The 20,826-nt window shown below is 57.9% G+C and carries 12 protein-coding genes and 4 pseudogenes; 12 read left to right on the top strand and 4 right to left on the bottom strand.

Going from position 1 to position 20,826, the window contains the following annotated elements; translation table 11 throughout:
• Positions 1 to 75: 75 nt before the first annotated feature.
• Positions 76 to 1,248, bottom strand: a complete 1,173-nt coding sequence (locus HA48_RS13510) for an ROK family protein (protein ID WP_128601777.1) — start codon at positions 1,246 to 1,248, stop codon at positions 76 to 78.
• Positions 1,249 to 1,398: 150 nt separating this feature from the next.
• On the opposite strand from HA48_RS13510, the gene HA48_RS13505 reads away from it, so the two are divergent.
• From HA48_RS13505 to HA48_RS13490, 4 genes are read left to right on the top strand one after another with little or no spacing between them, the layout of a single operon-like run.
• The gene (locus HA48_RS13505; protein WP_128601776.1) at positions 1,399 to 2,718 is read left to right on the top strand and encodes an MFS transporter; all 1,320 of its coding nucleotides are present in this window, start codon (positions 1,399 to 1,401) and stop codon (positions 2,716 to 2,718) included.
• A gap of 10 nt (positions 2,719 to 2,728) precedes the next feature.
• The gene (locus tag HA48_RS13500) at positions 2,729 to 4,351 is read left to right on the top strand and encodes a GMC family oxidoreductase (protein ID WP_128601775.1); all 1,623 of its coding nucleotides are present in this window, start codon (positions 2,729 to 2,731) and stop codon (positions 4,349 to 4,351) included.
• On the top strand, positions 4,344 to 5,423 hold the full coding sequence (locus HA48_RS13495; RefSeq protein WP_128601774.1) for a M24 family metallopeptidase: 1,080 nt from the start codon (positions 4,344 to 4,346) through the stop codon (positions 5,421 to 5,423). The genes HA48_RS13500 and HA48_RS13495 overlap by 8 nt, the downstream gene beginning before the upstream one ends.
• Positions 5,424 to 5,433: 10 nt before the next feature.
• Positions 5,434 to 6,213, top strand: coding sequence for an SDR family oxidoreductase (locus HA48_RS13490; RefSeq protein ID WP_128601773.1), 780 nt, complete (start codon positions 5,434 to 5,436; stop codon positions 6,211 to 6,213).
• Positions 6,214 to 6,250: 37 nt separating this feature from the next.
• On the opposite strand, the gene HA48_RS13485 is transcribed toward HA48_RS13490, so the two are convergent.
• Complete coding sequence (locus HA48_RS13485; protein ID WP_128601772.1) at positions 6,251 to 6,955, bottom strand: OBAP family protein; 705 nt, start codon at positions 6,953 to 6,955, stop codon at positions 6,251 to 6,253.
• A gap of 128 nt (positions 6,956 to 7,083) precedes the next feature.
• On the opposite strand from HA48_RS13485, the gene gcvA reads away from it, so the two are divergent.
• From gcvA to HA48_RS13470, 3 genes and pseudogenes are all read left to right on the top strand, one after another.
• The gene (gene gcvA / locus HA48_RS13480; RefSeq protein WP_128601771.1) at positions 7,084 to 7,992 is read left to right on the top strand and encodes a transcriptional regulator GcvA; all 909 of its coding nucleotides are present in this window, start codon (positions 7,084 to 7,086) and stop codon (positions 7,990 to 7,992) included.
• 68 nt (positions 7,993 to 8,060) lie between these two features.
• Positions 8,061 to 8,887, top strand: a pseudogene (locus HA48_RS13475) (EamA family transporter).
• Between the two features lie 12 nt (positions 8,888 to 8,899).
• A complete protein-coding gene (locus HA48_RS13470) occupies positions 8,900 to 9,790 on the top strand; it encodes an oxidoreductase (RefSeq protein ID WP_128601770.1) in 891 nt (296 codons plus the stop codon).
• Positions 9,791 to 9,826: 36 nt separating this feature from the next.
• On the opposite strand, the gene HA48_RS13465 is transcribed toward HA48_RS13470, so the two are convergent.
• Positions 9,827 to 10,219, bottom strand: coding sequence for a VOC family protein (locus HA48_RS13465; RefSeq protein WP_128601769.1), 393 nt, complete (start codon positions 10,217 to 10,219; stop codon positions 9,827 to 9,829).
• 394 nt (positions 10,220 to 10,613) lie between these two features.
• Between HA48_RS13465 and proP the strand changes: the two genes are divergently transcribed.
• Positions 10,614 to 12,053, top strand: a complete 1,440-nt coding sequence (gene proP, locus HA48_RS13460; protein WP_128601768.1) for a glycine betaine/L-proline transporter ProP — start codon at positions 10,614 to 10,616, stop codon at positions 12,051 to 12,053.
• Positions 12,054 to 12,231: 178 nt separating this feature from the next.
• Positions 12,232 to 13,511, top strand: a pseudogene (locus HA48_RS13455) (MFS transporter).
• Positions 13,512 to 13,784: 273 nt separating this feature from the next.
• On the opposite strand, the gene HA48_RS13450 reads toward HA48_RS13455, so the two are convergent.
• Positions 13,785 to 13,994 (bottom strand): CsbD family protein, encoded by a 210-nt coding sequence (locus HA48_RS13450; protein WP_128601767.1) that lies wholly within the window; start codon positions 13,992 to 13,994, stop codon positions 13,785 to 13,787.
• A 326-nt stretch (positions 13,995 to 14,320) separates the two neighbouring features.
• On the opposite strand from HA48_RS13450, the pseudogene treZ reads away from it, so the two are divergent.
• The 3 genes and pseudogenes from treZ to glgX all read left to right on the top strand — a co-directional run bounded on the left by treZ (position 14,321) and on the right by glgX (position 20,732).
• Positions 14,321 to 16,104, top strand: a pseudogene (treZ, locus tag HA48_RS13445) (malto-oligosyltrehalose trehalohydrolase).
• Positions 16,101 to 18,596: a malto-oligosyltrehalose synthase gene (treY, locus tag HA48_RS13440; protein WP_128601766.1), complete on the top strand. Its 2,496-nt coding sequence runs from the start codon at positions 16,101 to 16,103 to the stop codon at positions 18,594 to 18,596. The pseudogene treZ and the gene treY overlap by 4 nt, the downstream one beginning before the upstream one ends.
• Before the next feature lie 61 nt (positions 18,597 to 18,657).
• Positions 18,658 to 20,732: pseudogene (gene glgX / locus HA48_RS13435) on the top strand (glycogen debranching protein GlgX).
• Positions 20,733 to 20,826: the final 94 nt, after the last annotated feature.

The raw sequence follows: 20,826 nt of genomic DNA, 5'->3' as shown, positions 1-20,826 counted from the left end.
GCGGCTATCTCACCACTGTTACCGGCAGGTGACAGTTCAGAGCTTCACAGATTTTAGTAACAGGAGTTTAGTGAACTAGCCCGCGCCAGGATCGGTCTCCACGTAGAGATAGCCAATGCCCAATACCTGCCGTGCGCGATCAAGCTGACCAAAATGCACATTGGTCGCTCTGCTTTTGAGCGCATCACGCGGATCGAACGGGTTAATATCGATCTGTCGCACAAGGGTCTGTAACCAGCTATCGCCAAAGGTGCAGCTGCGACCATAGAGCCATATCTGATTGATATTCAGCGTATTAAGAAAGTTATACAGGCTCATACCGATCGCTTCTGCCGCGCGCTGTGCCCATGCCACAATCCACGGCTCACCTGCCTGCCATGCCGCCAGGAGCTGGCGGCTGGTGAGCGGTGGCGCATCGGGCGTACGCTGCTGCGCCAGCTGTTTCAGCGTGCTCAGGGATGCGACCGTTTCAAGGCACCCCTGACGCCCACAGTTACAGCGCTGGCCCTGCGGATCGATAATGGTGTGTCCGATCTGGCCACTGCCATACAGGTTTCCGCGAAAAATTTCGCCGTTGATGACAAAAGAGGAGCCAATGCCGTAGTCGACATTGATCACACAAAATTCACTGAGCGCATTACGGTTAAGCCACTTCTCCGCCAGCGCCAGCATCACGCAATCATTATCGACGCGCACCTCAACCCCCAGCTTCTCCTCCAGCAGGAACTTCAGCTGCAGCGGGCTCCGCCACGCCGCCTGCGGCATATGCTGCGACACGCCGGTAACCGGATCAACCTGACCATGCACCGCCAGCGCAAGGTTGATACGGCGCTTCGGCCACTGCTTGCCCGTGTGCCGCCACACCTGTTCAATCTCCGCCAGCAGCTGCTCCGGGGTTAAGGCATTGATCGTTATCTGTTGGTACTCGCCCTGCGCCACCAGCCGTGCATCAGCCAGCTGCAGTTCGATGCTGGTGGGTTTAATGCACAGACAGAGCGTCCATGCGCCCGCCGCGGGCAGCTCGAAACTGCCATTGCTGTTGCCGCGCGTACTGAGCGTGGCGCTGGAGTGCTGCACTCTCTCCTCTTCCAAAAGCGCCTGCAAAATTTTACTGGCTGCCGGAATGGTCAGCCCACTGAGCTGCGCCAGCTGCGATTTGCTCAGGCGCTTATGGCGCCACATCAGATGCATAAACAGCGCCTTGTTATGTTTGCGCACCTGAGAATTGTTCAGTCCTGCCTGCTTCATACTCTCTCCTTGCCACTCTGCAGCCCGATATTACTAAACCCTGTTTACTGACTTCTGTGATGGTTGCGCCATCCTCTTCACCTCCATTGTTTTAGAGTCCGTCCTCACTGACCTGACTGTGCTAACACCAACACTGACCGGAAAACAATAATGACAACATCATCTGCAAACCATCCGTGGCTGGTCCGCCTTGGCATACCGCCGGCGCTGGCGTGGGGCTATGTCGCCGTTCTGCTGTTTATGATCGGCGATGGCGTGGAGTCCAACTATCTGGCTCCTTACCTGCATGAAAACGGGTTCTCTCTCAATATTGCCGCCATGGTGATCGCCTTTTATGGCGTCACCGTCACGCTGGGCTCATGGCTGGCCGGTTCACTCTCAACCCTGATTGGTCCGCGCAAAGTGATGCTGATCGGCGGGGTTATCTGGGTCGTGTTTGAGGTGCTGTTTCTTGCCGTAGCGCTGCCCGCGCACAGTGTGCTACTGCTGACGCTCACCTACGGATTGCGCGGCGTGGCCTATCCGATGTTTGCCTACGCCTTTTTGGTGTGGATTCAGGCCGCCGCGCCCGCTGATATGCGCGGCTCGGCAACTGGCTGGTTCTGGCTGGCCTTTACCGGCGGGCTGCCAACGCTCGGTTCACTGGTGGCGATATTCTCGATACAGCTGATTGGCGAATACGCCACTTTCTGGCTCTCGCTGGTGTTGGTAGCGCTGGGTTTACTGGTGATGCTGCTGGCGCTGAAAGAGCGCAGTGGCTATCACGCGTTGCTGGATGCTGAACACAGGCAGCAGGGAACCTGGCGTACGCTGATGGGCGGCATCGATATTCTGTGGCGCGAGCCGCGTATCGCCGCCGCTGCCGTGGTGCGCATTATCAATACCACCCCCTACTTCGGCTTCTTTATTTTCCTGCCGGGCTTCTTCACCGAACAGATTGGCTTTTCACAAACTGAGTACCTCAGCCTGATCACCATCATGGGGCTGGTGGGCATGAGCTTTAACCCGATTGTCGGCAAGATCAGCGACCGCCTGGGCTGGCGTAAAGTGTTAACGATCTTCGGCGGTCTTGGCTCCGGGATCGCCATGCTGCTGATGTACTTTGTGCCGCAGTGGAGCCACGGCAGCTTTTTCCTGAGCGTCGCCTGCGCCTGTTTATATGGCATCACGCTGTGTGGCTATGTCCCTGCCGCCGCGCTGTTCTCTTCGCTGTGTCAGCCAAAAGATAAAGGCAATGCGATGGCGATCTACTGCTTTGCCGCCGGGTTATCCACCTTCTTTGGCCCGGCGTTATACGGATCGATCAATGCGCTGTTCGGCACGCTGGGGGTGATTTGGGGCTACGCCTTTTTGTATCTGGTCAGCGCCTTCGTCTCCTGGCGTTTTCTGCTCAGCCCGCTTGATCCCGGTGAGCAGCACAACCCCCGGGCGCAGCGCCTGCGCCGTTTAGATTCTGTGGCTTCAGAGTAAAGAGAGATTCATGAAAGAGTTTGATTATATTGTGGCTGGCGGTGGCAGCGCGGGCTGTATTGTGGCTGCCCGCCTGGTGAAAGAGGGCAACGCACGCGTGCTGTTACTGGAGGCCGGACGCGATGAGTACCATCCGGTCCTGAAGATGCCGGCGGGCTACATGAAGTTTCTCGCCAGCGATAAGTATCTCACCCTGCACCAGACGGAAGCCCAGCCTCAGCTCAACGGGCGCGGCGTGATTGTCCCGCAGGCCCGCGTGCTGGGCGGTGGCTCGACGGTCAACGCGATGGTCTATATGCGCGGTCACCGCCAGGATTATGCGGAGTGGAACCAGGCGCTGGGGCATCAGGGCATTGACTGGTCCTGGGACGCGCTGCTGCCGCACTTTACCGCTATCGAAGATAACGATCACCTCGGCGCGCCCCTGCACGGCGTGGGCGGGCCGATGAAGGTTTCGCACCTGGGCCACTTCAGTCCGCTGAGTCGCGCTTACGTGAAAACCATGCAGCAGCTGGGCCTTCCGTATACGCCGGATTTTAATACCGGCAACCCGTTCGGCGTCGGCTTTATGCAGCACACTATTGATGGCCAGACGCGCAAGCGCTGCAGCGTGGTTGATGCGTTTATCAATCCGCTGCGCGACGATCCGCGCCTGACCATTGTGACGGGCGCGCAGGTCACAGAGATCCTGTTTGAGGGTGACAGCGCCAGCGGCGTTCGCTACCACCAGGCAGGGGTTTCCTATATGGCGCGGGCCCGCCAGGAGGTGATTCTCGCAGCGGGCGCTTATCAGACGCCGAAACTGCTGATGCTCTCCGGCATCGGGCCGCAGGCGCAGCTGCGTCAGCACGGTATCGCGCTGCGTCATGACCTGCCCGGCGTGGGCAAAAACCTGCAGGATCACTATGAAGTGCCGGTGGTCGCCACGACTAACGGGCCATTTGGCTATTATGGTCAGGATCGCGGCTGGCCGATGCTGAAAGCCGGCCTGCAATATATGCTGTTCAAATCCGGACCGGTGACCACCACCGGCGTCGAGACCTGCGCCTTCTTTGATCCGCTCGATTTCAATGCAACGCCCACGATCCAGATGTTCTGCGTGCCAACGGTCTATCTTGATCGCGATGTGATGGGGGCCGATCCCGGACACGGCGTGACCGTTAACGCCCTGCTGCTGCGCCCCAAAGCCACTGGCGAGGTGACGCTGCGGGACGCCAGCGCCCACTCGCTGCCGGTTATCGATACACAAATTTTTGGCCATCCGCAGGACCTGGCTCGCACGCTTGCGGGCTTCCGTTTTGCCCGCCGCGTCATCGCCAGCAGGCCGATAGCGGAGATGGTCAACCACGAGATCTTCCCTGGTGCAGATATTACCTCCGATGAGGCGATCGCCGGACACTGCAAGCGCATGGTGAAAACCGGGTACCATCCGGTCGGAACCTGCCGGATGGGGCGTGACGATGATCCGCTGGCCGTGCTGACCGACGACCTGCGCGTGCGCGGCGTGCGTCGGCTGCGCGTAGTGGATCCCTCTATGATGCCCAATATCATCAGCGGCAACACCAATGCGATTGTTATGGCGGTAGCACATCGCGCCGCCACACTGCTGTTAGAGGGGCTTAGCCATGAGTGAAAAACTGCGGCGTCTGCAACAGGCGCTGGCGCTGTGGCAGCTGGATGCGGTGCTGCTTACGCGCCGCGATAACATCGCCTGGCTGACGGAGGGCGCCAGTTACTCTGTCGTTGAGCGCGCCGAGACCGGTGTCGCCAGCCTGTTGATTACGCAGAACAACGTGCTGTTATTGGCCCCTGACAATGAACTGCCCCGTATTCTGGCCGAGGAACCGCTGCCCTTCGCCTGCGCAACACAGCACTATCCGTGGTATCAGTCGCTGAGCAGCGTGTTACCGGCTGGCACCCTCGGTAGCGACATGCCGCTCGCCAGTGCCACTGATATTCAGGCGCGCATGATTAGCCTGCGCCAGGGGCTGAACACGAATGAGCAGCAGCGCTTTCATGCGCTGGGCGTCGCCACCGCACTGATTGTTGAGAACGTGGCGCGCCACGTAACGGCCGGGATAACCGAGCGCCAGGTTGAAGCGGCTATCATTGCCGCCTGCCTGCCGCAGGGTATTCGTCCGATGTGCACGCTGGTGGCCGCTGATGAGCGTATCGCTGCGTTCAAACATCCGGTGCCGACCGGGAAGAGCGTGCAGCGCCAGTTGATGATTACCCTGGGTGCTGAGCGGGCAGGTCTGCACGTGAGCCTGTCGCGCCTGGTGCATATCGGTGAACCGGATGCCGCACTGCGGCAGCGCATCCTGACCCTTGCTAACATTCATGCCGATATGCTGGCTGCCACGCTGCCGCTGCGCCGCTGGTCTGATGTTTTTACGGCGATTACCCACGCTTACCAGCAGCATGGACACCGCGATGCCTGGCGCGCGCATCACCAGGGCGGCCCGGCCGGTTACGGCTGTCGTGACTGGATCATCACGCCAGACACGCCGGGCAACGTGCAGAGTAATACTGCGGTGGCGTGGAACCCGACCCTGAGCGGCGTGAAGAGCGAAGAGACCTTTCTGATTACCGACCACGGCCTGCAGGCGATGACACGCACCGACAGCTGGCCACTGATCACACTCCAGCGCGGCGCTCAGACGATTCAGCTCGCTGACTGGCTGGTTCTGCCGACATCCTCATAAGGAAGCGACTATGTCTGAACGATTACAGAATAAAACGGCCATGATTACCGGTGCGGGCAGCGGCATTGGCAGCGCCATTGCCCGACTGTTTACCCGTGAAGGCGCCAGCCTGGCGCTGCTGGATCTGCACACGGAGGCAACCGCGGCGCTGGCGGCGCAGATGCAGCAACAGTACGGTCAGCGCTGCATCGCCTGCGCCGCGGATGTAACACAGCCGCAATCGGTGCAGCGTGCCGTCCAGCAGACGCTGGCGGCGCTCGGCCACATCGATATTTTGATCAACTGTGCGGGCGTTAATGTCTTCCGCGATCCGCTGGCGCTGGAAGAGGAGGAGTGGCAACGCTGTATGGAGACCAATCTGAAGGGGCCCTATAACCTGATCCGCAGCGTTTTGCCCGGCATGCTGGCGCGCCGCTACGGCAATATCGTCAACGTTGCATCAGTGCACGGCCATAAAATCATCCCCGGCGCCTTTCCCTATCCGGTTGCTAAGCATGGCCTGATTGGTCTGACGCGCTCGCTTGGCGTGGAGTATGCGGCGCAGGGCATTCGCGTTAACAGTATCTCCCCTGGCCTGATCATGACGCCCGCCGCCGAAGCCTGGCTGGCGAGCTGCCCCGATCCGCACGCTGAGCGCGCGCGTCAGGCTGACCTGCTCCCCTGCAAGCGTATCGGTGAGCCGGACGAAGTGGCTTACACCGCGCTGTTTCTCGCTACGGATGAAGCGCGCTTTATTAACGCCAGCGATATTGTTATCGATGGCGGGCGCAGCCAGGTGTATCACGAATAACAGAGCGTCCGCCGGCACACCTTATCGCGGCAGCGCGCTACTCATGATGCACGCGCTGGCAGTTGTCCGCACCTGAAGCCACCGGGTGCGCCGCGATATCCTCACGCGACTTTTGAATCTTTTGCGTATCGATATCAAAGCGGCGATCGCGATCGGCCAGCAGCGCCGGGTTGAGCTGGCCGTCGGCGGTGAAGCCCATCATCAGGGCAGGTTCGCCCAGCGGCAGGGTTTTATCGCGATCGGTATGCCAGGTGTGCCAGGTTTTGCCGTAGGTGTTGGCGATTTTGCTCATCAGCGCGTGCTCCGCAGCGGGCGGAATACCCGGTGCAACCAGCGAACCGGATTTCACCTCATAACGGTGGCTATGCCAGTACTGCTTCTCGCTGGCCGGCAGCTGCTTAAACAGGCGCTCGCTGATGATGTATTCAACGCCCATCAATTTGGCGTCCTTTTTATTGCCGTCATAAATCACCGCCTGCATGACATCCTCGTTAAGGATCGTCACGTAGTGATGCGCCTCCATCTGCCCGCTCTTATTGCCGCAATAGTAGTGAAATCCATCCAGATAGGTATTAATTGCGTCGATAGGCGGTCGCGATTGCAGTGCTGCTGCGCCACTCTCCAGAAGTGCCGTTTTACCCGCGACCGGGGCGCCTGGTGCGGTTACCGGCGAGGCGCTGTTATTCGCGCCGCAGCCGGCCAGTAAGGCGACCGCGCAGGCGGTTAATAGATGTTTAAACATGTTTCACTCCCTGTTGATTGAATGATAACCATAGTTAATCAACCGCAGGATGCGAGCGTAACGCTACCGTTTCCTCGCTCAGCCGCGTAAAGTGCCATGAGCAATAGCGCATTCACAGGAGCGCCATCATGCGCCATCTTCCGCCGACCGCCACGCTGCGCACGTTTGAAGTGGCTACACGCCACGCCACTTTTACCTCAGCAGCTGAAGAGCTCTGTATTACGCAGAGCGCAGTCAGTCACCAGCTTAAAAATCTTGAGGAGATCTGGGGCGTGCAGCTGTTCCAGCGTGGTAAAACGCTGAGCCTCACGCCCGCCGGTGCAGCGCTGGCTCCCATTGTGAGGGCGTTCTTTAGCAATCTGGAAACCACGCTCGCTGATGTGCGCGAGCAGAAGGGGCGGATGCGGCTTCGCGTGAATACGACTTACTCCTTCGCGCTGAAGTGGCTGCTGCCCCGACTGCCCGAGCTGGCCCGTTTGCATCCGGAAATTTTGGTCAGCATTGAGAGTAGCGATGAAGCGATCAACTTCGCCCGCGACAATGCCAGCGTGGCAATCCGCTTTGGTTACGGCCACTACCCGGCGCTATTCAGTGAATTCATGTTCCGCGAGCAGCTCTTTCCGGTAGCAAGCCCGGCGCTGCTGCAGCGCTTTGGTCTACCTGACGCGCCGGCACAGCTGCTGCACTATCCGTTACTGACGCGCGACGGCGCCGATCTGGTGCCCAAGTGGGCAAGCTGGTTTAAGCAGGTTGGTATAAGTATGGAGGGATTGCAGGAGAGCGTGCGCTTTGCCGACACCAATATGACGATAGAGGCCGCGCTGCTGGGCCAGGGTGTGGCGCTGGCACGCAGCGGACACGTTGAGAAAGAGCTGGAGGATGGCACGCTGATACGCCTGTTCGCTGTGCCTTTCCCGTCGCCGGCGGCCTACTATTTTGTCTGCCCGCAGGGGCTTGAAACACAGCCGCACATTGTTGATTTCCGTCACTGGCTGCAGGCGGCTTCGCAGCAGGCACAGCATAACTATCAGGTATGAGCATTTACTCATGCGCCAATGATGAATCTTCGCTTAACTTGTCGCCGGTACAGCCTTAGCATCGGCGTATGCCAACCCATATCATTTTACTGACCCTTTTTGCCGCGCTGCTGCACGCGGGCTGGAACACGCTGCTGCGGGGCGGCAACGATCGCTTGTGGTCGATGACCATCATGTGTGTGGCCATTGCCCTTACCTGCATTATTGGTGCGCTTTTTCTGCCGCCGCCGGATAGCGCCAGCTGGAAGTATGCGCTGCTCTCGGCGCTGCTGCATGTGGGCTATAACCTGTGCCTGGTGCGCAGTTACCAAAGCGGCGATCTGGGACAAACTTACCCGATTGCGCGCGGCTCTTCGCCCCTGCTGGTGACCTGCGCTGCAGCGCTGTTCGCCGGCGAACAGATTGCGCTGAGTACGCTTAGCGGTATTGCGCTCATCTCCGGCGGCATTCTGCTGCTGGCCGTGCGCCGCGGCAAAATCGCCTCGACGGGCTTAGGCTATTCGCTGGCGACCGGTGCGTTTATTGCGGCCTACAGCGTGGTGGATGGCATGGGGGTACGCGTGTCCGGCAATGCGCTGGCTTATACCGCCTGGATGAGCGCGCTCTGGGGCGTAATGATGCCGGCACTCTATATTACGCTGCGTGACAGCAGAAGTTTGCTGCGCTGGCAGCCCGGTGTGCTCAGCGCCGCAACCGGCGGTTTAATCTCGCTACTCGCTTACGGCATCATTATCTGTGCCATGGCCGCAGCGCCGATGGGCGCCGTTTCAGCCTGCGTGAAACCAGCGTGCTCTTCGCCGCGCTTCTGGGCTATCTGTTTCTGGGTGAGAGGTTAACGCTGCGCAAAATGGCGGCGTGTACGGTTATCGCTCTCGGCACAATCATTATCGGTTGAGGAGGATGCAGAATGTCTGAACGTCACAAAATTGCGCTTTTAGGTCCGGGTGCCATCGGCACCACCATTGCGGCTGCGCTGCATGAGGTCAACAGAACGCCGCTGCTGTGCGGTCGCACGGCACATGCGCAGCTTATTCTGCGGCACGATGAGGGTGAAGTGACGGTGCCAGGCCCGGTACTCAATCAGCCTGCAGACGTTACGCAACCGGTTGATCTGCTGTTTGTGGCGGTCAAAACCACCCAGGTTGAAGAGTGCGCGCCCTGGCTGGCTTCGCTGTGTGACGAACGCACCGTGGTATGTGCGCTGCAGAACGGCGTTGAACAGCAGACGCAGCTGGCCCCGTATGTGCAAGGAGCCACCGTGCTGCCCTCTGTAGTGTGGTTTCCGGCGCAGCGTGAAGCGGATGCCTCCGTGTGGCTGCGGGCGCAGCCTCGTCTGACATTGCCGGACGTGCTGCAAGCGCAACCGATCGTCGCCGCGCTGAGCGGTACGCGCTGTGCGGTGGATCTGGCGGCAGATTTTCTTTCGGTTGCCTGGCGCAAGCTGCTGCAAAATGCTGCGGCTGGCTTGATGGTGCTGGCGAACCGGCGCGCAGGCATGTTCAGGCGTGACGATATCGCCGGACTGACGCTGGCCCTGTTGCACGAGTGTCTGGCCGTGGCGCGTGCCGAAGGTGCAGTACTTGAGGATGGCGTGCCAGAGGAGATACTGGCTGGCTTCCGGCGCGCACCGGAGGATTTGGGTACCTCAATTCTGGCCGATCGCCAGGCTAACCGTCCGCTGGAGTGGGACATTCGCAACGGCGTCATCCAGCGCTATGGCCAGCTGCACGGCATCGCTACGCCTGTCAGTGACGTTATTGTGCCGTTACTGGCGGCGGGCAGTACCGGGCCGGGTTGATGCCCGGTCACGATCGCTGGCTAAAAAGCGTGTACCTCAGTCATTACAAAATACCGCCAGCTTATTGCCGGCGGGATCGCGCAGGTAAGCGACGTAGAAGTGTTCGTTGTAACGCTCGCGCGTGCCCGGCTCACCCTCATCGCTGCCGCCTGCGCTTATCCCCGCCGCGTGGATCTCATCCACCAGCATGCGGGTTGCAGCACGAAAACCCGGCATGAACCCATTACCTGACGCTGCCGGCTGGCCATTGAACGGCGGCGCAATATAGACGGTACCAGGCCCGTTATCACGATCCGCGACATCTGGCAGTGAGAACAGCAGCTGCCTGCCATCAGACTCGTATTGATAGCCCAGCGGCCCCAGCACCGCCTGATAGAACCAGCCAGACGCAGCCATATCATTCGCTCCGATAAACAGATAACTCAACATAGCGCCTCCTGTTTGGTTACATCGTTAACCTTAACAGCTGAAGCACAAACAGCCAGCTGCCGGCGCGGCCGGATCGCTTTTGCAGGCAGGTTACGTCTTTCATTGCGATGCAGCATATTCCCCTGGATATTACTGCCCTGCCCCGTCATCTCAGGCTAAATACCGGGTTAATTCCCTCTGCGCAACATAATGCATTCATTCGTCTCTTACGCATTTTGACAGTCGCTTACTTCAACGCTACGCTTATTTACAGCGATATATGTCACAAACTTGCGTAAAGAAAAAATATTTTTTAAGGTGTCCGCCTTTCAGCCTCTTATAGCTTTCATTTCCATGAATGAAATATCGGCTGCGAAAGCTATAAGATCGCTCCATTATCACTCATGGGGAATTTATGAGCACAGGAACGATTTCGAATAAGCCCGATCTCACCGTTGATGATATTACCGTCATCGACAACAAATTACTGAAGCGCGCCGTTAGTGCTGCTGCGCTGGGTAATACCATGGAGTGGTTTGATTTCGGGGTATACAGTTATCTGGCCGTCATTATCGGACAGGTCTTCTTTCCCGATGCCAGTACCACCGCGCAATTAATCGCCTCCTTCGGTACCTTTGCCGCAGCATTTTTAGTGCGTCCAATTGGTGGCATGGTATTTGGTCCGCTGGGCGATCGTTTCGGCCGACAAAAAGTACTGGCTTTCACCATGATTATGATGTCGATCGGTACCTTCTGTATCGGTTTAATTCCCAGCTATGCCAGCATTGGTATTGCTGCGCCAATTCTGTTGCTGGTGGCACGTCTGGTACAGGGATTCTCAACCGGTGGCGAATATGGCGGGGCCGCCACATTTATCGCTGAGTACTCCACCGATAAGCGCCGTGGTTTTATGGGTAGCTTCCTGGAGTTCGGCACGCTGGCGGGCTACCTGCTGGGCGCCAGTCTGGTAACCGGTATGATTGCGGTATTACCACACGAAGCCATGATGGACTGGGGCTGGCGTATTCCCTTCTTCCTTGCCGCACCGCTGGGCCTGTTTGGCCTCTATATTCGCCTGAAACTGGAAGAGACGCCGGCGTTTAAAGACCATATGGATAAACGCGAAGAGCTTGAGCACAATAAGCCACCGCTCAGCGTCTGGCAGATGTTGCGTACGCAGAGTAAACCGCTGCTGAAATGTATTGGTCTGGTACTGCTGTTTAACGTCTCCAATTATATGCTGACGGCTTACATGCCCAGTTATTTAACCGGCGTACTGGGGCTGAGTGAATTATCCGGCCTGCTGCTGGTCATGGTGGTGATGTTTATCATGATGCCTTTAACCCTCATGTGGGGCCATTTTACGGATCGCATTGGTCGTAAACCGGTGATTGGATTCGGTGCACTGGGATTAATTATTCTGGCGATCCCGGCCTTCATGTTAATTGGCTCCGGCAATATGATGTGGGTATTTACCGGTCTGGCCGTGTTAGGCCTGCTGCATACCTGCTTTAGCGGCACCATGCCGGCAACCCTACCGGCACTGTTTGTCACGGATATTCGTTACAGCGCGTTAGCGATCGGTTTCAACTTATCGGTGTCACTGTTTGGTGGTACCACGCCATTAATCACCGCATGGCTGGTGGATACCACGCACAATGCCATGATGCCGGCTTACTACATGATGGGTGCCGGGATTATCGGATTGATTACTGTCCTGACGCTAAGCGAAACCGCGCGTAAACCGCTGAAGGGCTCATCACCGGCGGTAGCGACGGAAGCAGAAGCGCATAAGCTGATTGATAAGCTGCGTAAACAGCGTCATCGCAAAGTGCAGCAGCGAAAACCTGCCTGATAGCGCAATCATCGATCTACTGGCGGCCGTCGTGCCGCCACTTCCCTGACGCTTTCCCCCGCCGTTAAGCCAAACCTTGCGCTCACAGTGGTTTTCAGCAACCAAATTCAACTAATCATTGTTTCACTTTGCTCCTAATCGCAGGATGGTCAGCGCCTCTGTCAATAAGGAACCTGAAATGACTGCTGCCGTTGCCATGTCTGCGACCCAAAAGCGCGTATTGATTGCCGGATCGGTCGGCAATTTTATCGAGTGGTATGAGTTTGCCGTTTACGGCTTTATGGCCACGCTGATTGCCAAAAACTTTTTCCAGCTGGCAGGCGAAAGCGCCCTGACCAGTCTGATCCTTACCTATGCGGCGTTTGCCGTCGCCTTCTTCTTTCGCCCCTTAGGGGCAATTGTTTTCGGCCGGCTGGGCGATCGCTACGGACGAAAACCGGTGCTGATTGGCGTACTGATCTGTATGACGCTGGCCACCGTGGCGATTGGACTGGTGCCGGTCTATGCCACTATTGGCGTGGCGGCACCGCTACTGATTACCCTGCTGCGCATTTTGCAGGGGCTGTTCGCCGGGGGCGAATACGGCGGCGCGGTGGCGCTGATGACTGAGTTTGCCCCACCGGGGAAGCGGGGATTTTACGGTGCATGGCAGTCGCTCACCGTCGCCTTCGGGCTGTTAGCCGGTGCGGCGGTCGTGGCACTCCTGCCGCTGATGCTGGGCGAGGCGGCAATGCTCGACTGGGGCTGGCGCATCCCCTTCCTGCTGGCGCTGCCGCTGGGCCTGCTGGCGCTATGGCTGCGCACCGGTCTGGACGAGTCGCCGCAGTTTACAAAAACAAAAGGCGCGGAGGCCGAACACGCCTCCCCGGTTGCGACCGCACGCGCATCGCGCTGGGTATCGGCCGTTTAATGGTGTGGTCTGCTGCCGGTTATACCTATCTGGTCATCATGCCAACCTACCTGCAGGCGGCGCTGCATACCGGTTTCAATCAGGCGCTCCTGATTGCGGTCATCTCCAATTTGGGTTTTGCGGCCACCATTCTGCCGGCGGGGATCCTCAGCGATCGCTACGGTCGCCGGACCGTCATGCTGCTGGCGACCTTTATGTTGCTGGTGCTGGCGTTTCCGCTGCTGAAGGTGCTGCAGAGTCCGGACAATGGCATGCTCATTAAAGCGGCGGTGGTGTTTATTGCGGGCGCGCTGGTCGGTATGTTGGCCGGACCGGGACCGGCAATGCTGGCCGAAATGTTTCCGACGCGTGTGCGCTATACCGGGCTGGGACTGGCCTATTCGTTATCCAATGCGCTCTTTTCAGGCTGTGCCGGCTTAATTATCACCGGCCTGATGAAACAGACCGGAAACGCTGATATTCCCGCCTGGTATGTCATGGCCACTGCACTGGTCAGTTTTGTGGCGCTGCTCACGCTCAACAGGGACGATCATCGTCGGCCGCTGTAAAGTATTGCGGGCGTGTCAATGCAGGGTACCGGGCCGCCCAATAATTGATGCGGCGATATCACACTGTGCGAGGAGTAACCTGAAGATTGGCATGACTATATTTGACGCTTCAGCGAACGTAAATTACAGGCTCTCAGAGCGGGAATAATTCGCGAAGAAAAATGACGTCCGTGAAGGATAAGAAATAGAGAGAATAGAGAGATAAGCTGATATTGAGGTATGACGAACGCACCATTAATACCGGCACGCTTCGCGTGCCGGGGCAGGCTGAACTTACCAGTGGTACTTATTACTGTCTTCCCAATCTTTCAGTTCTTTTTCTGCCTGATCTTTGCCGTAGCCATAACGTTCCTGAATACGACCCACTAATTGATCGCGTTTTCCTTCCGCTACGTCTAAATCATCATCAGTGAGCTGGCCCCACTTCTCTTTTACTTTCCCTTTGAATTGCTTCCAGTTGCCGCTGATTCGATCTTCGTTCATCAGTAATCTCCTCATTATTTTTGCTGTGCCGTCTGGCTTTATTCGCGCATCGTTTAAATGCGTAAACATAACCGTAGCCTATGACAGCGAAAAAATGCGGCTTAAGCGAACAATTCGGAAAATTTTCTTTTCCCCACTGTTTAAAGCGCAGCGGGAATTAAATTTGAAAATATAGACTATGATTTTTCAGTGTACTCAGCGGTTTATCAGGGTATTCGCTTACTTACCAGGGCGATTAGTCTTTTGTATTCAGAGAGTAATGTTTTCAGGAACGCGAATCGCTTGATGTCGTCCATTGCCCGCTCAGGGCTTAACGAGGCAAAAGAATGGAATCCACAACATTGGAAAAATCCTGGGGTGCTGAAATCCTTGCTGACGGCACCGTGCGTTTTCGCCTGTGGGCACCGGGCCAGCAGCAGATCACGTTACGCGTTGACGGGCAGGAGCACGCTATGTCGTCGCAGGCCGATGGCTGGTTTAGCCTGACGCTTAACAACGTGCAGCATGGCTCCGAATATAACTATGTGCTGGCTGATGGCACAACTGTTCCCGATCCCGCCGCGCGGGCGCAGAGCGGCGACGTCAACGGCCCTTCCCTTGTCATCGATCCTGAACGCTATCGCTGGCAGCATACTGACTGGCAAGGGCGGCCATGGCAGGAGAGCGTGGTTTATGAGCTGCACATCGGCACGTTTACTGCAGAAGGCACGTTCCAGGCCGCTATCCCCCGCTTAGCGCAGCTGGCGGAGCTGGGTATCACAATGATCGAAGTGCTGCCGGTCTCACAGTTTGGGGGAAATCGCGGCTGGGGCTATGACGGCGTGCTGCTTTATGCCCCGCACTCTGCATACGGCTCCCCGGATGATTTCAAAGCTTTTGTTGATGCCGCACACGCGCTGGGTATTTCGGTGGTGCTGGATATCGTGCTTAATCACTTTGGTCCGGAGGGCAACTATCTGCCGCTGCTGGCCCCGCAATTCTTCCATGAAGAGCGCATGACACCCTGGGGTGCCGGAATCGCCTATGATGTCGATGCCGTCCGGCGCTACATCGTTGAAGCGCCCCTCTACTGGCTAAAAGAGTTCAATCTTGATGGCCTGCGGTTTGATGCTATCGATCAGATTGAGGATACCGCCAGCAAGCACATCCTGATTGAGATCGCCGAGCGCATCCGCCAGACAATCACGGAGCGTCCTGTCCATCTCACCACGGAAGATAGCCGTAACGTTATTTTCCTGCATCCACGCGATAAAGACGGCAATACGCCACTGTTTAGCGGCGAGTGGAACGATGATTTCCACAACGCCATTCACGTGTTTGCGACGGGCGAAACGCACGCCTATTACCAGGATTTTGCTGACGTGCCGGAAAAGCTGATTGCGCGCATCCTTACAGAAGGTTTCGCTTATCAGGCGAACTCTCACCGCAAAGTGGCGAGCGCCGCGGCGTGCCAAGCGTTAGCCAGCCACCGGTGGCGTTTGTTGATTTCATCCAGAATCATGACCAGGTCGGTAACCGCGCACACGGTGAACGGTTGATTACCCTTGCAGGCGCTGACCGCACCAAAGTGCTGCTGGCCACCCTGCTACTGTCACCGCATATTCCGCTGCTGTTTATGGGCGAAGAGTATGGCGAAACCAACCCGTTCCTGTTCTTTACCGATTTCCACGGCGATTTAGCCAAAGCGGTGCGCGAAGGCCGCGCGCGTGAATTTACCGGTCATGCCGGCCACGACGACAATGTGCCCGATCCCAACGCAGAAGAGACCTTTATCCGATCCCGGCTGGACTGGGACAAGCAGCAGAGCGCGGAAGGCAAAGCCTGGCTCTCTCTGACGCGCCAGCTGCTGCAGCTGCGTCAGCACCATATTGTGCCGCTGCTGGCCGACGCGCAAGGCAACAGCGGTACCGTGCTGCATACCGCGCCAGGCATGGTTGCAGTGAGCTGGCAGTTCCCGCAGGGGCAGCTGTCGCTGGCGCTGAATATTGAGAGGCAGACGCAGGCGCTGCCGGAGATGCCGGGTGAAACAATTTTTGCCTGGCCGCAGGAGAGCGGCGATCTGCCGCAGCATTCCATTATCGTGCGTCTTGCCCAGGGAGCTGCACAATGAGTATACCAACCGCGACGTATCGTATTCAGTTTCGTAACGGCATGACGTTTGACCGCGCGGCGGCGCTGGTGCCCTATTTACAGCAGCTCGGCATCAGTCATCTGTACGCTTCGCCCATCTTTACCGCCACCCGTGATTCCACACACGGCTACGATGTCACCGATGCCAACGAGATCGATCCGGCCATCGGCGGTCGCGCCGGTTTTGATCGCCTCTCTGCGGCGCTGAAGCAGGCAGAAATCGGCCTGATTCTGGATATCGTGCCAAATCACATGGCCGCGTCACTGGAGAACGCCTGGTGGCACGATGTGATTGAGCATGGTGAAGCCAGCGCTTATGCACGCTATTTTGATATCGACTGGTCACGCAAGCTGACGCTGCCGTTCCTCGGAGACGATTTTGACCGCGTGCTGGCGAACGGTGACCTGAGCATTAAGGCGGGTAGTACAAGTGGTAAACCGGTGCTGGCCTACTTCGACAGCGAGTATCCGCTTACGCCTGCCAGCTGGCAGGGACGCGAGAGCGATGTACTGGCAATGCGCGATCCGGCCGCCATTACGGCCCTGCATGCGCAGCAGCCATGGCAGCTGACCAGCTGGCGCACGGCACGCAGCCAGCTCTCTTACCGTCGCTTTTTTGAGATCACCGGTCTGGTGGGCGTGCGCGTAGAGGATGAAGCGGTATTTGCGGATACCCACCGGCTCATCCTTGAACTGGTGCATGCCGGTGTCGTGGATGGCCTGCGCGTTGATCACGTTGACGGTCTGGCCGATCCGTTGGGCTATCTGCAGCAGCTGCGCCAGGCTGTGGGCGACGCGTGTTACATCACGGTGGAGAAAATTCTTGCTGAGGGTGAACAGCTGCCCGACGAATGGCCGATCTCCGGCACAACCGGGTACGAGTTCATCGCAGCGCTCTCGCATGCGCTGATTGATGATAGCCAGATTGACATGCTGCACCTGACCTATGAAGCGGTAACCGGCCAGCGTAACGACGTGAGGGCTGGCCTGCGGGCGGCGCGTGAGCTGATGGTCGACCGCAACTTTGCCGGTGAGTTTGCCCGTCTGCTGGCGATCGCCGGTAACGTCACGCAGCAGGAGCATCGTAACTTTGGCGAAGCGGAGCTGCATGTGGCGCTGCGCGAGCTGCTGATCGCTTTCCCGGTATACCGCACTTATGGACAGGCAGCGGGTATGCCGCTGGCCGGTGAAGAGCTGCTGCTGCAGGTGCTGGAAGAGGTGAAACACAGCGCTTCACCTGCTGCGCTCAGCTTTATTCAGGCGCTGCTGCTGGGTGCCGTAACGGAACAGGGCGAGCACGACGCGGCCGAGTTCCGCGCCCGTTTCCAGCAGCTGACCGGTCCGCTGATGGCGAAGTCAGTAGAGGATACGCTGTTCTTCCGTAATAACGTGGCGCTGGCGATTAATGAAGTGGGTGCCGAACCGCTGCCGCACGCCTTCTCGGTGGCGCACTTCCATGAAGAGATGCAGACGCGCCTTGCGCACCAGCCGGATGCGATCTCCACGACTTCTACCCACGATACTAAGCGCGGTGAAGATGCCCGCGCGCGGCTCTATACCCTGAGCGAAGCACCCGCGCTATGGGCAGAAAATGTCACGCGCTGGCGCCAGCTTAATCAGTCGCACATTGTCACCCTGGATGACGGTGATGCCCCGGAACCGGCGGTAGAGTGGATGCTCTATCAGGCGCTGGCAGGTGTGTGGCCCGCCACAATGCACGCTACAGACAGCGCCGCGCTTGAGGCGCTGTGCGAACGCTTTATACCCTTTGTGGAAAAAGCGCTGCGGGAAGCCAAATTGCGCACCGACTGGGCGGATAATAATGAAGCCTATGAAGAAGCCGTACTGAGCTATGCGCGCCAGCTGCTGTCACCGCAGAACACCGCGTTTCTCGAAGACTTCGGCCATGCGCTGCAGCCGTTTATCCGTGCCGGTCTGGTTAATAGCCTGACGCAGACGGTGATCAAGCTGGCCGCACCGGGCGTGCCGGATATCTATCAGGGTTGCGAGGCGCTGGATTTCAGCCTTGTCGATCCCGATAACCGCCGTGAGCCGGACTTTGCCCGGTTGGCAGAACAGCTGGATATCCACAGCGCGCCGGATTTCAGCCAGCAGCAGGATTGGCTGAGCGGACGCCTGAAGCAGCAAATCGTTGCCCGCCTGCTGCATTTGCGGCGCGATCGCCCCGCGCTGTTCCGTTTTGGTGACTACCAGCCGCTGAGTGTCGCCGGGGAACACGCTGACAAAGTGATCGCCTTTGCCCGTCAGGATAGCGAAAGCGCACTGCTGATCATCGTGCCGCGCCTGATATTTACCGATGCGCAATGGACACACACCACTGTGGCGCTCAATGAATCACTGGCTCATCGCCAGTATCGCAATGTGTTAAATGGGGAAACTTACGCCATCGCCGAAAGCATCGCGCTGGATAACGTTAGCTACAGTGCGCCGCTGGTGTTATTCAGCAGCTAACTCTGTCCGATTAACCTGTTGTTTTTGCATGAATATCTATTCACTGGATGGAGAGGATTGAATGTCAAACGGTAAACCTTCCGCAATTACGGCTGGTTCGGGCCACGCTCTGGGTGCCAATTACGATGGCCATGGCGTTAACTTTGCCTGTTCTCCGCGCACGCAGAGCGCGTAGAGCTGTGCCTGTATGACCCAAGCGGTCAGCATGAGATTGCCCGTTTCGATCTACCTGAATATACCCATGAGATCTGGCACGGGTATGTGCCGGGCCTGCAGCCTGGCGCGCTGTACGGGTATCGCGTGCACGGGCCTTTTGACCCGGAGAACGGTCATCGCTTTAACCCGAATAAGCTGCTGATTGATCCCTATGCGCGCGAACTGCACGGCGACATCAACTGGAACGAAGCGCACTTCGCCTATGAGCTGTTGCACGAGGATAAAGACTTAACATTCGATACCCGGGACAGCGCGCCCTTTACGCCTAAGTGCCGCGTCATCGATCCCAATGAGTTTGACTGGCAGGATAACAACCGGCCTGACATTCCCTGGCCGCAAACCCTTATCTATGAGACCCACGTTAAGGGCTTTACCCAGCTCAATCCGCTGGTGCCGGCAGAGATGCGCGGCACTTACGACGGCATGGGCCATAAAGCCACGGTGGATTACATCAAAAGTCTGGGGGTGACCTCCGTTGAGCTGTTACCGGTGCACTGGTTCCCGGACGACCAGCACCTGCTGGATCGCGATCTGAAAAACTTCTGGGGTTATAACTCACTGGCCTTCTTTGCGCCGGCCAGCCGCTACTTCGGGCCGCGGGGGATCCAGGGCTTCCGTGATATGGTGCGCGCCTATCACGATGCCGGCATCGAGGTGATCCTCGACGTGGTGTATAACCACACGGCGGAGGGCAATGAGCTGGGTCCGACACTCTCCTTTAAGGGCATCGATAACTTCTCCTATTACCGCACCCTGCCCGATCAGCACCGCTATTACATCAACGATACCGGCACCGGCAATACCGTGAACACCTCCCATCCGCGCGTGTTACAGCTGGTGATGGATTCACTGCGTTACTGGGCGGAATCGATGCATATTGACGGTTTTCGTTTCGATCTCGGCACCATTCTCGGTCGCGAGCCGGAGGGCTTTGACCAGCGCGGCGGTTTCTTTGATGCGGTAACGCAGGACCCGGTACTGTCAAAACTGAAACTGATCGGCGAACCCTGGGACATCGGCCCGGGAGGCTATCAGGTTGGCGGCTTCCCGCCAGGCTGGGCGGAGTGGAATGATAAATACCGGGATACGGTGCGCGAATACTGGAAAGGCGACAACGTCTCTACTGATTTTGCTGCGCGCCTGTTGGGCTCCGGCGATCTCTACGATCAGCGCGGCCGTCGTCCGTGGGCCAGTGTTAACTTCCTGACGGCCCATGACGGTTTTACGCTGAACGATTTGGTCTCCTACAACGAGAAGCACAACGAGGCTAACGGCGAGGATAACAACGACGGCCACAACGATAACCGCTCTTACAACTACGGCGCGGAAGGCCCGACCGAAGATGAAGGCATAAATGCCGTGCGCGAACGGCAGAAGCGCAACTTCCTTGCAACGCTGCTCTTCTCTCACGGTACGCCGATGCTGCTGGCGGGGGATGAGTTTGGTCGCAGCCAGCTGGGTAACAATAACGGTTACTGTCAGGATAGCGAGATCTCCTGGCTGCATTGGGAGAACCTGCCCGCCTCAGCCGATGCGCTGCGTGAATTCACCCGTCACCTGATTGCGCTGCGTGCCAGCCAGCCGCTGCTGCGCCGTGAGAGCTGGCGCGATGGCATGGAGATTAAGTGGTTCAATGCCGGCGGTGGGTTCCAGCAGGAGGAGCAGTGGGAGGAGGGTTCCACGCTGGGCGTTTACATTGGACGCGAGGATCTGCAGACCGAAGACGGTATCTGGCATGACGTGCTGATGCTGTTCAATCCGTTTGAAGGCAACGTGCCCTTCCGTATCCCGCAGTTTGGCGAAGGCGGTTGGGTGCTGGAGCTGACCACCTCCGATACCGCGAAGCAGGGCCTTGTGATCACTAAAGAGAAGGATTTTGAGCTGGAAGGACGCAGTCTGGCCCTGTTCAGACGCCCTTAATTTTATGGCGGCTCGCAAGGGCCGCCATTCTGCCACTCAGCGCATCAGTTGGGCGATGCCCCACAGCGCTAAGGCGTGATCCTCTTCGGACGGT

Source organism: Pantoea wallisii, assembly GCF_002095485.1.
In the GTDB taxonomy this organism is placed as follows: Bacteria; Pseudomonadota; Gammaproteobacteria; order Enterobacterales; family Enterobacteriaceae; genus Pantoea; species Pantoea wallisii.
This window is presented reverse-complemented; position numbering and strand designations above follow the sequence as displayed.